13 protein-coding genes and 1 pseudogene are annotated in these 14,425 nt (G+C 60.0%); 10 read left to right on the plus strand and 4 right to left on the minus strand.

Annotation, left to right across the window (positions count from 1 at the left end):
• On the minus strand, window positions 1-1,342 hold a 1,342-nt coding region (fliF, locus tag AC2VNO_RS05525), incomplete at its 3' end, for a flagellar basal-body MS-ring/collar protein FliF (protein ID WP_486933204.1).
• 300 nt (window positions 1,343-1,642) lie between these two features.
• On the opposite strand from fliF, the gene fliE reads away from it, so the two are divergent.
• A complete protein-coding gene (gene fliE, locus AC2VNO_RS05530) occupies window positions 1,643-1,972 on the plus strand; it encodes a flagellar hook-basal body complex protein FliE (RefSeq protein WP_486933205.1) in 330 nt (109 codons plus the stop codon).
• Window positions 1,973-2,015: 43 nt separating this feature from the next.
• Here fliE and AC2VNO_RS05535 read toward each other — a convergent pair whose 3' ends face one another.
• A complete protein-coding gene (locus AC2VNO_RS05535; RefSeq protein ID WP_486933206.1) occupies window positions 2,016-2,381 on the minus strand; it encodes a flagellar protein FlaG in 366 nt (121 codons plus the stop codon).
• 322 nt (window positions 2,382-2,703) lie between these two features.
• Between AC2VNO_RS05535 and AC2VNO_RS05540 the strand changes: the two genes are divergently transcribed.
• The 4 genes from AC2VNO_RS05540 to fliD all read left to right on the plus strand — a co-directional run bounded on the left by AC2VNO_RS05540 (window position 2,704) and on the right by fliD (window position 9,761).
• Window positions 2,704-5,226 (plus strand): EAL domain-containing protein, encoded by a 2,523-nt coding sequence (locus AC2VNO_RS05540; protein ID WP_486933207.1) that lies wholly within the window; start codon window positions 2,704-2,706, stop codon window positions 5,224-5,226.
• Window positions 5,227-5,333: 107 nt separating this feature from the next.
• Window positions 5,334-6,344 carry an OmpA family protein gene (locus tag AC2VNO_RS05545; protein WP_486933208.1) on the plus strand — a complete coding sequence of 337 codons (1,011 nt, stop codon included), beginning with the start codon at window positions 5,334-5,336 and terminating at the stop codon, window positions 6,342-6,344.
• Window positions 6,345-6,445: 101 nt separating this feature from the next.
• Window positions 6,446-8,269: a methyl-accepting chemotaxis protein gene (locus tag AC2VNO_RS05550; RefSeq protein WP_486933209.1), complete on the plus strand. Its 1,824-nt coding sequence runs from the start codon at window positions 6,446-6,448 to the stop codon at window positions 8,267-8,269.
• Between the two features lie 130 nt (window positions 8,270-8,399).
• The gene (gene fliD / locus AC2VNO_RS05555) at window positions 8,400-9,761 is read left to right on the plus strand and encodes a flagellar filament capping protein FliD (protein ID WP_486933210.1); all 1,362 of its coding nucleotides are present in this window, start codon (window positions 8,400-8,402) and stop codon (window positions 9,759-9,761) included.
• A gap of 19 nt (window positions 9,762-9,780) precedes the next feature.
• Here fliD and AC2VNO_RS05560 read toward each other — a convergent pair whose 3' ends face one another.
• Together AC2VNO_RS05560 and AC2VNO_RS05565 are read right to left on the minus strand one after the other, a co-directional pair.
• Entirely contained in the window at window positions 9,781-11,067 is a 1,287-nt protein-coding gene (locus AC2VNO_RS05560) for a type II toxin-antitoxin system HipA family toxin (protein WP_486933211.1), read from the minus strand.
• The gene (locus tag AC2VNO_RS05565) at window positions 11,060-11,338 is read right to left on the minus strand and encodes a helix-turn-helix domain-containing protein (protein ID WP_234247268.1); all 279 of its coding nucleotides are present in this window, start codon (window positions 11,336-11,338) and stop codon (window positions 11,060-11,062) included. Before AC2VNO_RS05565 ends, AC2VNO_RS05560 begins: the two co-directional genes overlap by 8 nt.
• A 175-nt stretch (window positions 11,339-11,513) precedes the next feature.
• Between AC2VNO_RS05565 and AC2VNO_RS05570 the strand changes: the two genes are divergently transcribed.
• The 5 genes and pseudogenes from AC2VNO_RS05570 to AC2VNO_RS05590 all read left to right on the plus strand — a co-directional run bounded on the left by AC2VNO_RS05570 (window position 11,514) and on the right by AC2VNO_RS05590 (window position 14,366).
• Window positions 11,514-11,792: a type II toxin-antitoxin system RelE/ParE family toxin gene (locus AC2VNO_RS05570; protein ID WP_234240409.1), complete on the plus strand. Its 279-nt coding sequence runs from the start codon at window positions 11,514-11,516 to the stop codon at window positions 11,790-11,792.
• Window positions 11,793-11,802: 10 nt separating this feature from the next.
• Window positions 11,803-12,084 carry a HigA family addiction module antitoxin gene (locus tag AC2VNO_RS05575; protein ID WP_486933212.1) on the plus strand — a complete coding sequence of 94 codons (282 nt, stop codon included), beginning with the start codon at window positions 11,803-11,805 and terminating at the stop codon, window positions 12,082-12,084.
• A gap of 106 nt (window positions 12,085-12,190) precedes the next feature.
• On the plus strand, window positions 12,191-12,514 hold the full coding sequence (locus tag AC2VNO_RS05580; RefSeq protein WP_486933213.1) for a flagellin N-terminal helical domain-containing protein: 324 nt from the start codon (window positions 12,191-12,193) through the stop codon (window positions 12,512-12,514).
• A 112-nt stretch (window positions 12,515-12,626) separates the two neighbouring features.
• Window positions 12,627-12,950, plus strand: a pseudogene (locus tag AC2VNO_RS05585) (flagellin N-terminal helical domain-containing protein); the annotation flags it as partial.
• 168 nt (window positions 12,951-13,118) lie between these two features.
• Entirely contained in the window at window positions 13,119-14,366 is a 1,248-nt protein-coding gene (locus tag AC2VNO_RS05590; protein WP_486933233.1) for a flagellin, read from the plus strand.
• Window positions 14,367-14,425: the final 59 nt, after the last annotated feature.

Below are 14,425 nucleotides of genomic sequence, written 5' to 3' on the forward strand. Positions count from 1 at the left end.
CGCGGCTGAACGGACTGTTGACGACTTCGATCTCGTCGCCCCGAGCGGGGGAGAAGCCAATGGCTTGGCGTACCAGTCGTTCGATCTGGGCGATTTGCGCTTCGCTGAGCGGAACGCGCTGCCACTCGCCGTCTTCGTTGCGCTCTTCGCGATAGTCCACCACCACCGCGGCGGTCAGACGAGTCACCGCGCCTTGGCGATGTTGAATATGCTGAATGTTGCGGTCGACCTCGTAGTTGACCACGTCATCCTGGCGCAGATTGTTGAGTGCCTGCAGACTCTGCTGAGCCTCTTCGGTGAGCTCGCCGTCCTCATCGGTGGGCAGCTCGATAGGAGAGGGCGCCACGCCAGGGGGGGTATTGCTCAACGCTCCGGGGATACCCAGCGCCAAGCCGTCGCCGCCATTGTAGGCCAGGCTCGACTGGCGGCTGCGAACCGCCGCCTCATTGGGCGGCTGGTTGGGGCCAAAACGCTCGGACGTTTCCTCGCGGCGGGAAAAGTCGATCTGGGCAGCCACCTGGGCGCTTACGCTTTCGCGGCCGAGAATCGGCGCCAGAATGTTTTCGATGCGCTGCTGGAAGGAGCGCTCCACCTCGGCAATGTAGTCGAGCTGGGTGGCATCAAGACCGCGGCCCTGTGAGCTGGGCTGTGACAGCAGACGACCGTTCTGGTCGACCACGGTGACGTTCTCCGCGGCCAGGTCCGGAACGCTGCTGGATACCATGTGGACGATGGCGTTGACCTGGCTGTCGCCCATGACGCGGCCCGACTCCAGGGTGACGATGATCGAGGCCTTGGCGGGTTCACGGTCACGTACGAATACCGAAGAGCGCGCCATGGCCAGATGTACGCGCGCTCGCGATACCGGCCCCAGCGACTCGATGGAGCGTGAAAGTTCCCCTTCGAGACCGCGCTGGAAATTGACCTGCTCGGTGAACTGGCTGACGCCGAAGGCCTGATTGTCCATCAGCTCGAAACCGACGTTGCCACCGCGGGGCAAGCCCTGTTCGGCCAGCTGAAGCCGCAGGCTATGCACGGTGTCGCCGGGCACCAGCAGGGCCGTGCCGCCCTCGCTGAAACGATAGGGAACGCCGCGGCTTTCCAGCTCGCTGATGATGCGCCCGCCGTCGGCTTCGGTGAGGTTGCTGTAAAGGACGCGATAATCCGGTTCGCGCGCCCACATCAGCAGGGCGACCATGATCGCGACCATGGCGGCACCGCCGATCAGAATCGCAAGCATCGGGTTGCCGCGCAGCTGCTGCTGGAGTCGCTCTACCAGTGCCGCGGAAGAGGCGTTGGTAGAAGCGTCCTGACGCTCCTGCGTCGTGGCGCCATTGCTCATGAGCGCCTCCGCAGGGGAACGCTAGTAGCTGTATGAAAGGTGTTGCTGGAAGATGGCATCGACTGCATCCGTTCACCGCGTTCTGGCTGCCCCGCAGGGGGCGCAACTGTGATGGAGGCTATTATGCGAGCCGCCGTCCAGTCCAAAGGCGGGAAAAGCCCCTTTTTTACCTTCCAATTGGTCGTTTGGTGAGATTAGGTAACCTGATAGTCTTGCTCTACATTCGGCCGGGGTCGGTTTCGGGCCAATGGGCAACAGGCTGGTAACAATTCACGAACATCGAAACGAGGGGAGCGGATAATGAGTTCACCTGCCATCCAGTCGGCACTGGCGCAGATGCAAACCCTGGCTGCACAGGCCGGCGGGTCGGTTGCCAAGGGTCAGCAGATCTCCACTCAGGTGGGCCAGGGTGGGTTCGCCGGCGAACTGCAGGCCTCGATCCAGCGTATTAATCGTCTGCAGCAAGCCTCCGCTGCCAAGTCCATGGCGTTCCAATCCGGCGATCCCAACGTCGAGCTCAACGATGTCATGGTCGACATGCAGAAGGCGAGCGTTGCCTTCCAGATGGGCCTGCAGGTTCGTAACCGCCTGGTGTCGGCCTACCGGGATGTCATGAACATGCAGGTGTAAGGAGTCTGGCCATGCTGGCCGGCTTTTCTCGTGGTTATGAGCCTTATGCCGTGAGGCTGATCAGGCTTCCCCTCAGCTCATCCAGTCGCTCGGCAATGGCCAGTACCTCCTCGCCGGGGATCTGGCGCAACACGTCGCCTGATTCACGATCCACGATGCGGGTAATGACTCGCGACGTATCGTTGAGTTCGAACTCCACGCCGTACTGACGCAACACTTCATTGATTCGCTGGATAGGCTCCACCAGGTCGGCCTGGCTCGGTGAAAGCCCGTGGCTTTCGGCCTGTGCCAGCATGGTACCTGCGCTGGGCAATGAAGCCAATACGGTCTCCTTGCGCTGGCGGGGCGTCAAATCGTGTAGTGCCGAAGTGCTCAAGGCGTTGGTAGCATCGGTCAGTGGCGAAGACATATGTCGTTTTCCTTTTTTATGTCCTTGCTGATGCTGGTGGCCAGCATCGTTCCCCGAGACCGTCTTTAGACGGTCTCTCCCATCAGGGATATCGGCCGATGGTGCGACACCTTTAGCCCTTGTTCGACATTTTTTCGGCGGCATGCTGTCGCAGCGTGGGCGGAATGAGGTATTTGTTGATGCAATATTAAGCCAACTGGCTAAAATGTAGTAACAGTTGGATACATTTTCATCCGAGGCAATACTGAGCTGTCAGACAAAAGCATGCGGCTACTCTCGCCTACGAGGCGTAGGAGCTGCAGTATCCAGCCGGCGAGACGATATGAGCCAAGAGCTTCCCATCGAGCGCATCATGCAAACCGGGCTTCTCACCTGCGAGCCCGAGACGCCGCTGTGGATGGCTGCCGAACGCATGGCGGCGCGTCAGTGCAGCTCCATCATCGTCGTGAAGGCGGGCATGCCGCTGGGTATCTGGTCCGAGCATGACGCGCTGGCCATCAATTTCGCTGATCCCGAGGCCGTCCGTCAGCCGATTTCACAGGTCATGAGCCAGCCGGTAGCGAGCCTTCATCTTTCGACGTCGATAAGTGAGGCAGCACTGCGTTTCAATGCCGAGCGGCGTCGCCACTTCCTGGTGGTCGATGACGCCGGAGCGCCAAAAGGCATCTTGTCGCAGACCGACGTCGCCTTGAATCAGGGCCTGGAACCCTATCTGCGTTTGCGCGAGGTGCGGGCAGCAATGCGTCAGCGTGCCCTTGTACTCGACGGCAGCCAACTGCTGGCTCAGGCAGCGCGATCCATGCGACTCTCCGAGTGCGACGCCGTGGTGGTCAAGTGTGCCGATGGCGAGCTGGGCATACTGACAGAGCGCGATCTGGTGAGATTCGTTGCCCGCCACCCGGGCAATATGGCCATTGAAGGCCTGGCCAGCCGGCCGCTACTGACAGTTCATCAGGACGATACTCTCATCGCCGCTCGCGACCTGCTGATGAATCATCGAGTGCGCCACCTGGCGGTGCTGGACGAGGCCGAGGAGGTAGTGGGACTGCTGGGCTTTCGTGACCTGTTAGCCGGGGCCGAGCATCTCTACATGCAGGATTTGCGCGATGCGCTCGAACAGCGCGACCGAGCACTCGCTCAGTCGCGGGAAAACCTGCAGTTGGCGGAGCGGGTCATCGACTCCTCGCTGGAAGGCATCATCATCACCGACCCCAGCAATCGCATTGAATTCGTCAACCGTGCCTTTACCCACATGACCGGCTTTACCACCGAGGAGGCGGTGGGGAAGACCCCGGAAATACTCTCTTCCGGACGCCACGATGCGGCCTTTTATCGTGAAATGTGGGATGCGTTGAAGCGAAGCGGTTATTGGCGCGGTGAAATCTGGAATCGACGCAAGAGCGGCGAGCTCTATCTCGAGTTGTTGACCATCACGGCGATCAGTGACGATAACGGCGCGGTGACGCACTACGCAGCGCTGTTCAGCGACATCACCCATCTGCGTGAGAATGAAGAGCGCATTCGCAAGCTGGCTTATTATGACGCTCTGACCGGCTTGCCCAACCGACGCCTGCTTGAGGATCGCCTGGAGCTGGCGATACGCCATGCTCATCGAAATCAGACCCGTCTGGCGGTGATCTACGTCGATCTGGACCACTTCAAGGAGGTCAACGATACGCTGGGTCATGCTTTCGGCGACGAACTGCTCGTCATGATGGCAGAGCGGTTGCAGCTGCGCCTGCGCGAGGACGACACCCTGGCCCGCCTGGGCGGCGATGAATTCCTCGTGCTGCTTCCCGACCTGGAAGAGGTCGACGAAGTGACTCGCGTCGCCCGACGCTTGGTGGAAGCCGTGGGCGAGCCTTGTGTGCTCGAGGGTCAGGAGTTTCATGTGGGATGCAGCCTCGGCATCAGCCTCTACCCCGACGACGCCACCTGCGCCGAATCGCTGGTCCACAATGCCGATGTGGCCATGTACCGCGCCAAGCAGGAGGGGCGCAACGGCTACCGGCTCTACCGCAACGAGATGAACCTGCAGGACGATCGGCAGCGGGCTCTCGAGAAAGCGCTGCGCGAAGCGTTCGTTTCCGGCGAGGGATTGCAGCTTCACTACCAGCCGATATTCGAACGTGCCAGCGGCAGGCTGCACAGTGCCGAGGCCCTGCTGCGCTGGCATCATCCGCTGTTGGGTACCGTACCGCCGATCAGCGTGGTGACCCTGGCCGAACGTGCCGGGCTGTTGCCGCAGTTGGACGACTACCTGTTGGAACAGATATGCACCCAGCTTGCCGCCTGGAGCGTTACCGGTGTCGGGCCGGTGCCTATCGGCATCAATCTTTCGGCGCGGCAATTCTGGCAGCATGACCTGCCCGTGCGGGTGGCCACGAAGCTCAAGCAGCACGGCCTGCCGCCCGGCCTGTTGGGATTCGAGATCGCCGAGCGCACTTTGTTGGACAAGCCCCATCAGGCCGCCGTGGTGCTCAAGCGGCTGCGTCGTCTCGGTGGGGAGGTGGCCATCAACGATTTCGGCACCGGCTATGCCTCGCTCGGCTTCCTGCATGAGCTGCCGGTCAGCATGCTGAAGATCGACCGCCGCTTCGTGCAGCGATTGGACAGTGGGCAGAAGGGCAGTGCCGCCATCGTGGCGGCGGTCGCCGGCCTTGCCCGTGAAATGGAGCTGCGCCTGACTGCCGTGGGCGTCGAGACCGAGGCTCAGCGTGAGATTCTGGGCCGCCATGGGGTGGAGCTGATCCAGGGCTATCTCACCGGGCGAGCGGAGCCGGCCGATATCTTCACCAGCCGATACCTGACTTCCCATAGCGATCTGCCCGAAAGTGCCCGTTGAGGACGAGCAGGGGGCCGTGAATCGCGCTATTCATGGTTTCACTCGTCGCCCTGACCCGTTAGGCTTGGCGACTTCGCCCATATCCTTCAGCGGGTGACGCCGTTTCAATGAGTTCCCTGGAATCCAGCAGTGGCGATCATCGTGGCCCCATGCGCCATGAGTCGCTCATGCCCAGTCACCAGGATCACGACCAGGATAGCGCCTGGATGATCGGGTATCTTGACATCATGACGCTGCTGGTGGCGTTGATGGTGCTCATTTTTACTCTTTCCAGCTTCGGCCGCTCCGATGAGGACAGCGTAGCGCTATCCGCTCGGGTGCCTTTTGCGATACCCCTACCCAGCGAGATAACTCAGGCTCTGCCCGCTGTCGACGCACCTCGGCCCGTTTCCGATCGCCTGAGTCAGGCGGCCATTGCGGCGGCGCTGGGCGTCGCCGGGCTGCCGCGTCGCGCCGTGCCGCCGCCGGCTCCTGCGGCCTCGCTTGCCTTCGTTGCACCCACCCCGCTGGCGTTACTGGAGCAGACGGCAAGCCCGCCGTTGCTGCTGGCGCAGCCGCTGCTGGCAAGCAACGAAACGCTGTCTGCCTCGCGTGGCGATTTCATTCTGGTGTTGACAGATCGCCCCCCAAGCGACATGCAGCCGGTCGGACAGCCTGCCATCGCGGCGTCGCAAGTCATTCAGCAAGCCTTGAACGAACGCCTGGCGGATGCCCCCTATCTGCCGGACCTGGAAGGGGTCCAGGTAACCCGGGTCGCCGAGGGCATCAAGCTGCGCGTGGAAGACAGGCTGCTGTTTCCCACCGCTGCTGCGGAGCTCACCGAAGATGGTGAAGCGTTGATCCAACGGCTGGTAGAGGTGATTCAGCGTCATGACGGTGAGGTTGCCGTGGAGGGCCACACCGACAGCCGGCCCATCCAGACCAATGAATTTCCCTCCAACTGGGTGCTCTCCAGCGCTCGCGCCATCGCCATCGTCCACGCATTGGAACGCTCAGGCGTAGAGCCGCAGCGCCTGCGGGCGGTGGGCCTGGCCGACACCCGTCCTTTGGCAACCAACGAGACGGGAGAAGGGCGGGCTCAGAACCGCCGAGTCGAGGTGATCATTCATGCGCAGTGAAAAATTAGCCTAAAGTCTAGGCGCTCGCAGTCGATAACACGTTAAACCCGGCACACGGACGTGGTCGGCAACGTATCCCACTTCCACTGCGAGTGTCCTCCATGCTCACCTCCCTGCGCTTGCGCCTTCTTCTGGCCACGGCCGCCGTCATTGCTTCGGCACTGCTCATCAATGCCGCTATCAGCTACTTCACCCTTCAACATCACAACGACCAGCAGGTGGCACGTAACTTGTCGGCCGTGGCTCATGGTAACGGCCTGGCCATCGGTGAATGGATCGATGCCCGTGCCGACATGCTCGAGGCGCTTGCACCAGTGGCCCAGCGTGAAGAGCCCCTCGATGCGCTTTTGCAGCTCGAGGCCTCGGGCGGATTCATATCTGCTTACCTTGCATTTCCAGATGATGGCAGGGGGGTCTTTTCCGATGGCTGGAACCCGCCGGCCGACTATGATCCACGTCAGCGCCCTTGGTACTTACAAGCAGTGGAAGCGGGGGGCACCATCGTCACCGAGCCCTATATAGACGCAAGTACCGGTGGCTTGATCGTCACCATTGCTACTCCTTTTCATGTCAACGGCCAACTGGTCGCCGTTGGCGGTGGCGATATTGCCATCGGTGAAATCGTGAGCAACGTAGGGTCTATTGCACCGACACCTAACAGCTTTGCTTTCCTGGTCACCGCCGATGGCACCTTGGTGGCGCATCCCGATCCGGCGATGACTCTCGAGCCTGCCTCGCGTCTGACGTCAGCCTTCACGGCGGACTATTTTTCCGCCCCGATAGGCGTCGGAACCCCCGTTCGCCTTGCCCTGGGAGGTCGAGACAAGTGGCTGCGCAGCGTGCCCATCAGCGGCACCGATTGGCAGTTGGTCGTGGCGCTGGATGAACGTGAGGCCACCGCCGGCTTGCGTGCCGTGTTGAGCAATGCGTTGATAACGCTGGTGCTGGTGGTACTTGGTGCGGCTATGGTGCTCGGGGCGCTGCTCAAGCTCATGTTCCGACGCCTGCAGTCGGTTCGCGATGCCATGGCGGATATCGCCAGCGGCGATGGCGACTTGACCCAGCGTCTGCCAGAAGGTGGGCGTGATGAGGTGGCGCAAATCGCGACCGCATTCAATCAGTTCGTGTCGCGAATCGAGAGCGTGATGATCACCATCCGTGACGCCAGCGAATCCGTTACCGTGGCCGCCGGCGAGATCGCCAGCGGCGGCCAGGATCTTTCACGGCGGACCGAGAACGCCGCGTCCAGCCTGCAGCAGAGCTCGGCCACCATTGAAGAGATCACCAGCACCGTCGAACACACCGCCGATTCGGCCCGTCATGCCAATGAACTATCGCAGTCGGCCTCCGACGTGGCAACCCGCGGTGGTGAAGTGGTGGGCCAGGTCGTGACAACCATGCAGGAGATCACTGCCTCATCCGAGCGAATCGGCAATATCGTCAAAGTCATGGACGGTATCGCCTTCCAGACCAACTTGCTGGCGCTCAACGCCTCGGTAGAGGCGGCTCGGGCCGGTGAGCAGGGTCGGGGGTTTGCGGTAGTGGCCGGCGAAGTACGTCAACTGGCGACGCGCAGCGCCGAAGCTTCACGTGAAATTCGCGGCTTGATCGAAGCCTCCGGCCAGAAGGTGGCTTCGGGTACTGAACTGGTGCAGCAGGCCGGCACGACCATGGAAGAACTGGTTGCCGGGGTCAACCGTGTGGCCAAGGTGCTGGGTGAGATAAGTGTGGCGGCAAGCGAACAGAGCGACGGTATCGGCCAGGTCAACGTCGCCGTGGCCGAACTCGACCGCATGACCCAGCAGAACGCGGCGCTGGTGGAAGAGTCTACGGTGGCGGCCGAGCAGCTCAAGGAGCAGGCCGATCGGCTGGCCGAAGCCGTGGGCGGGTTCAAGCTCAGCGAGCATCGCCTGGTTCAGTCGTAATCATCCACAAGGCCGCATGGAGGCGGCCAAGCTGGCTAGACACTTTTTCACTTGATGAGCTAAAGTTTTCAGCTCAGCCGCCGAGGTAGAGATAACAGGAAGTCAATACACCGACACAAGGCAGTTGCTTATGGCCAGCATTTCTTCCCTCGGCATCGGCTCCGGGCTCGATCTCAACGGTCTGCTCGACCAGCTCAACGAGGCAGAGCGCGGCAAGCTCAAGCCCATCGAACGCCAGATCGAGACGCAGCAGGTCAAGATCTCCGCCTACGGCGAGCTCAAAGGTGCGCTTTCCGGTTTTCAAACGGCCGCCAACGCCCTCAACGACGCGTCGCTCTACCAGAGCTTATCCACTGCTGTCAGTGGCGATGCCGTGCAGGCGGCGGCAGGCAAAGACGCCAGTATCGGCCAGTACGCCATCGAAGTGTCGCAACTGGCTGCTGCCGGTAGCCTGGCCACTCAGCGGGTGGACAGCCTCGACACCGCGCTCAACGATGGCGAAGCCACGCTCAACCTCACCTTCGCCGATTCCGCCCTCGACCATGGCGTCACCATTGCCGCCAACAGCACTCTCGAGGACGTTCGTAACGCCATTAACGCCGACCCCGATGCAGCGGTCACGGCATCCATCGTCAACGATGGAGAAGGCTATCGTCTGGCGCTGATGTCGAAAGACACCGGTGAGCAGGCTGCGATCATAGGCACCGATTTTGCCGCCATGGCCAACCAGACCACGCTGAGCGATACCGATATCGTCCAGCCTGGACTCGATGCCGAGCTGATCGTCAACGGCATTCCCATCGTCAGTGCCAGTAATAAGGTAGAGGGCGCCATTCAGGGCGTTACGCTGAACCTGAATGAGACAGGAAGCAGTAACGTAGTGGTTGAACAGAACACCCGCGCGGTGCGCGAGGCCATCACCGGCTTCGTCGAGGCTTTCAATGCACTCAAGGGCACTATCGGCGAGTTGACCGCCTTCAGTGGCGAAAGCGGAGCGGCTGGCGATTTGCTTGGCGACAGCGCCGTACGCAGCATCGAGGGGCGCTTGCGCGGCGTGCTGGCGGGTGGCGTGGCGGGGGGCGAGGGCGGATTCTCCATGCTCAGCGAGATCGGCATCACGCTCAAGCTCGACGGCACCTTGGAAATCGACGAGTCACGCCTGGATTCGGTGATCGCCAACGATCAGGAAGCGCTGAGTGCCTTCTTCGCCGGTGACAGCGCCACGGGCGGCATGGCCGGCCAGATCAGCGAGACGGTTACCCAGCTCGTCGGTTCCAACGGTGCCCTGGGTGGTGCCATCAGCGGCGCCGAGAGCCGCATCGTGAGCCTTAACGAACGTTTCACCCGCATGGAGCAGAGCATCGAAGCCACCATCGCTCGCTACCGCACTCAGTTTGGCCAGCTCGATGGCATGATCGCCCAGATGAACCAGACCAGCGACTACCTCTTCCAGCAGTTCGAGATGATGAACGCCCAGCTCGGACGGGATTGATAGCTCGCCCCTCGAGCGCTCAACCGCCCCACAGTGGGCGGTTTTCTTTCTGAATGGCGCTCAGCCGCCGCTGTATTTCCCGTCGTGTCTGGATGCTGACACCCAACTCCTTCGCAACGGCGTCCCAGCCGCTGACTGCCATCACGACTTTCTCTATCGCCTGCCTGGCTTCGCTCCAGCGAGTAAAGCCGGCCTGTTCGGCCAGTGCCTGAACGGCCTTGAGGGGTGGGTTTCTGCCGTGGCCCTTGAACGCCGTCGCGTGTTCGCCATATGGGCTGGGGCTGAAGGTCAGATCGTAGCCGGGAGTGGGGCTCCATTGGCCTTCGTCATCGAGTAGAAACGCCCAGTTCTTGCTGTGATCGTCCTGATTGCAGGCGAAGAGGTTGAACATGGCGCGACGAAACAGCGCTTTTCCGACGGCAGGTTGGCGGCACAGAACCTGGCCGGCCTTGATCAGGTCTTCGTAATCCAGCGACGGCGAACGAAAATCGGCATCCAGCAAGCCACAGGCACTGCTCATGTGGTAACGCCCCTGCTCGCTGCAGTCGAAGCGTCGCAGCGCAAGCCAGGCAAGCGCCGGGGAGTCTGCAGGGGGCGAAATCAGTTTCCACTCGGGTGTCTCGATGCCGGCATGACGGGCAAGGGTCAGGTAGGCAGCCTCGCACAGCCCCTCCTCATGGCCCAATGCCAGCGCACTCGAAGTGAACTTGACCAGCCAGGGTCCCAACCCCTCGCGTGGGTGGGTGCTGGCCAGGTCAGTGCCATTGGGTGAAAGATACACCTGTACCTTTGGGCGAGCCCCGCCCGAACTGCCGGCTTGGGCCAAGGCGGTGAGCACGGTGTCGGTTTGGCCTTCGAAGAGTCGGCGGGCCTGCTCGCCAAGCTCACCCAGGCTGCTCCAGGGGGTAGATTCAGTGTAATCGACAAGCTTGGAAGCGGGCCGGTAGCTCAAGGCTCCCATGCCGTGCTCGGCAACGAAAGCCAGGCGGTCCATTGGCGTAATGTCGTGTGGCGATATGCCGTGCTGACGAAAAAGGCGATCCATCAGCATCAGACCCCAGCCGTCCGGCAGCGAATCGGCAAACAGGCCGTGCAGGCCATGGTGAGGCTGGCGCGGTGCGCCTTGCAACCGTGTATCGAACGCTAGCTGAAACGGCGAGAGGTTGTGAAACTCTCGACAGTAGGCGTCGTCGTACTGGAAGAACACACCCTGGCGACTCTGCGCCAACCGACCAATGCGTGTTTGACGGCCATCACTGAGTCGGCGCAGTACCTCGAGCTGCCTTGCCGGAACGAAGTCAGGCATCGCGCAGCACCTCCTCGATGCTTTGCGGCGTGCTCGGTGGGGGGGCTGCAAGCGCCGCTACACGTTCCAGCCGGTCCACGCTTTGCCATAGCAGCAGGAACTGGCGCAGCGAAATCTGGCCGGTGCTCTCGAAGCGCTTGATGGTCGGTGCCGGCACACCGCTTCGCTCGGCCAGGGCGTTGCGCGAAAGTTTCAGCTCGCGGCGACGACGGCGAACGGCCTTGGCCAGGTCGTGCTGAACGTCACTGGCGGTGAGTAGAGAGATGCGCATAGGTAAACACACATAAAGGGATATGATTATATCTATCATAGCAGAAAAATGGTTAAAATAGATATTATCGTATCTATAGAAGAGTGGCGGCGGAGGGTTAATCGGCTACCCCGGTGCCTTGCGGTTCTCGAGCGAAACCATTGTATTGTGTGTAGCGATACTATACAGTATACGCATGATCAAGAGCTTCCGTCACAAAGGCCTGCGCAAGTTCTTTGAAACCGGCTCTACAGCCGGCATCCAGGCCAAGCATGCACCGAAGCTGCAGGTGCAGCTCACAGCCCTGGATAGCGCCAAACGTCCCGAAGATATGAGTGCACCTAGCTGGAAGCTCCATTCGCTCAAGGGCGACTTGGCCGGGCACTGGGCAATCACCGTCAACGGGAACTGGCGACTCACCTTCGCTTTCGAAGGGGAAGACGCCATTCTGGTTGATTATCAGGACTACCATTAGGAGAGAAAGTATGGGCCGTATGCACAATCCTGCACACCCTGGCGCCGTACTGCGCGAGTACATCGGAGATGTCACTGTCACCGAGGCAGCCTCGCGGCTTGGCGTGACACGCGCTGCCCTTTCCCGCATCCTGAATGGAGGCGCTGGCATCTCTGCTGATATGGCGCTGCGCCTTGAACAGGCGTTGGGCACTAGCGCCGAGATGTGGCTGGAAATGCAACTCAAGCATGAACTCTGGCAGGCGTCCCAGCGTCCACGCGCTCAGGTAACCCCTCTGCATGCAGCGGGTTGACGAAGCGTCAAACGAGCGAATGCCAACGACACCTCGCTAAAGCTTTCCCCAGTCAAGCCGATATTCCCACCACCGGTGCCCATCGCGCCCGGCGGAGGGCATGTGCGTGGCCGTGATCAACACCAACATTCTGTCGATGATCGTGCAGGCCAACCTGCGTGGCAGCCAGCAAGCCATGCAGAGCGCCATGCAGCGGCTTTCTTCTGGCCTGCGCATCATTCGCGCCAAGGACGACCCGGCGGGGCAGGCCATTGCCAAGAGCATGACGGCACAGAGCCGCGGGCTCGACCAGCCAGCGTGCTATGCCAATCTGCTCCAGACCGACCTCGCCCCGAGCCTCGTCAACACGAATCGAAAATTTTTTTCCTTTGTCCCTAAAGTCCTGCCGGCAGGTGCCGTTAAACAGGGTAACGGCCAACGGCGCCGTTGAGGTAGGCCCGAGATGCTGGGCCAGATCAACAAGGTTCAGTGGGCCCGCCAATGGAGCCCTCAACGAAAAGAAGGAATGACACATGTCAGTCATCAATACCAACATCACTTCCATGATTGGCCAGTCCAACCTGCAGAAGAGCCAGAACGCTCTGCAGACCTCCATGGAGCGTCTCTCCTCAGGCCTGCGCATCAACAGCGCCAAGGATGATGCCGCCGGTCAGGCCATCGCCAACCGCATGTCTTCCCAGATCGCGGGTCTGGCTCAGGCCCAGCGTAACGCCAACGACGGTATCTCCATCGCCCAGACCGCCGAAGGTGGCCTGAATCAGATTAACGATAACCTTCAGCGTATTCGCGAGCTGACCGTTCAGGCACAGAACGATACCAACTCCCAAAATGACCTTGATTCCATTCAGGCAGAAATCAATCAGCGCTTGACTGAAATCGACCGTATCTCCAAGGAAACTGACTTTAACGGTACCAAGGTCCTTGGCGAGAATGAAGGTGCTATCGATTCGACCAAGCGTACGCTGAATATTCAGGTTGGCGCTAACGATGGTGAACGAATTGAAATCAATCTTGAGCAGATCAATCGCGATACGTTGAAGCTTGCTGGCTTTAACGTTAACGATAAAGGTGAAGTAAAGAACGTCGCGGCTAATCAGGAAGCCCTCGATAAAATCATTGCCGATGGCGGTAATGTTGAGAAGGTTGGCGGCACCTACTCCATGATCACTGAGAATACTCAGGTTACTGCTGCTGATATCCTGAAGGGGATCGAAGAAGGCGTTAAGGTAGAAGTAACTGACGGTGCCGCTAACGCAGCAGCACTGAACACAGCAATTGGCACTACAACAAGTGGTGAAATCGCTCTAGATGGTTTGGTAAGTGATGGTGCTGGTGGGTTTACTTATGATGTGACAGCTGTTAGTGCTGCTGATGCTGGTGCTTATGCTAATACAGGCACTGCACAAAATGCAGTGTATACAACTGCCAATGGATCGCAAAGTACAGATATCATCATTCAGGATGATGGTGCGATCACCGACCGCAATGGTACAGCACTTTTCATTACTGCTGATGGTGAGCTGACTTATGATAATGTTGGTGGTTCACTTGATGCTGCCACGGCGACTAATTTGACAGCAGCGATTGCTGCAGATGATGAAGCCGCTGGTAATTCTAGTTTGACCTTGGAGGATGGTTCCAAGATCACTAGCAACGGTGCAATTACTGACGTCACCATTGAGAGCGCAAAAATATCGGCTGAAGACCTTGCGACTGCAATTAATGACAACTCTCTGGAAGTGACCACTACCACCACCGCATCTCGCGATGGTGCAGCAGGTCAAGATCCGATCATCCTCACCGGTGATAACTCGGGTACCATTGCTGTCCAGGCGAATGGTGAAGATGTATATATCACTGCTGATGGCCAATTCACTCAAGCTGAGAAAGAGTCAGTTGAACTGATTGTTAATGCCAACGGTAATATTACCGATGCGCAAATCAACCAGTACTTCGTTGGTGCAGATGGTAACCTGACCACCGATGCAGTAACCAAGGGTGATCGTACCGAAGACCCGCTCAAGGCACTGGATGCAGCACTGAGCAAGGTTGATAACCTGCGCTCTGACCTCGGTGCCATCCAGAACCGTTTCGAGTCTGCTATCACCAACCTGCAGACCAACGAAACCAACCTGTCTGCCGCCCGTTCGCGCATTGAAGATGCCGACTACGCGGTGGAAGTGGCCAACATGACCCGCGCGCAGATCCTGCAGCAGGCCGGCACTTCCGTACTGGCTCAGGCAAACCAGATCCCGCAGAACGTGCTGTCTCTGCTGGGTTAATCTGGACTTGATCGGGTGGGGGCAGGTCTTGCCCCGCCTTCAAGACCCGACAGGCGCCC

Source organism: Halomonas sp. TH-94, assembly GCF_057473365.1.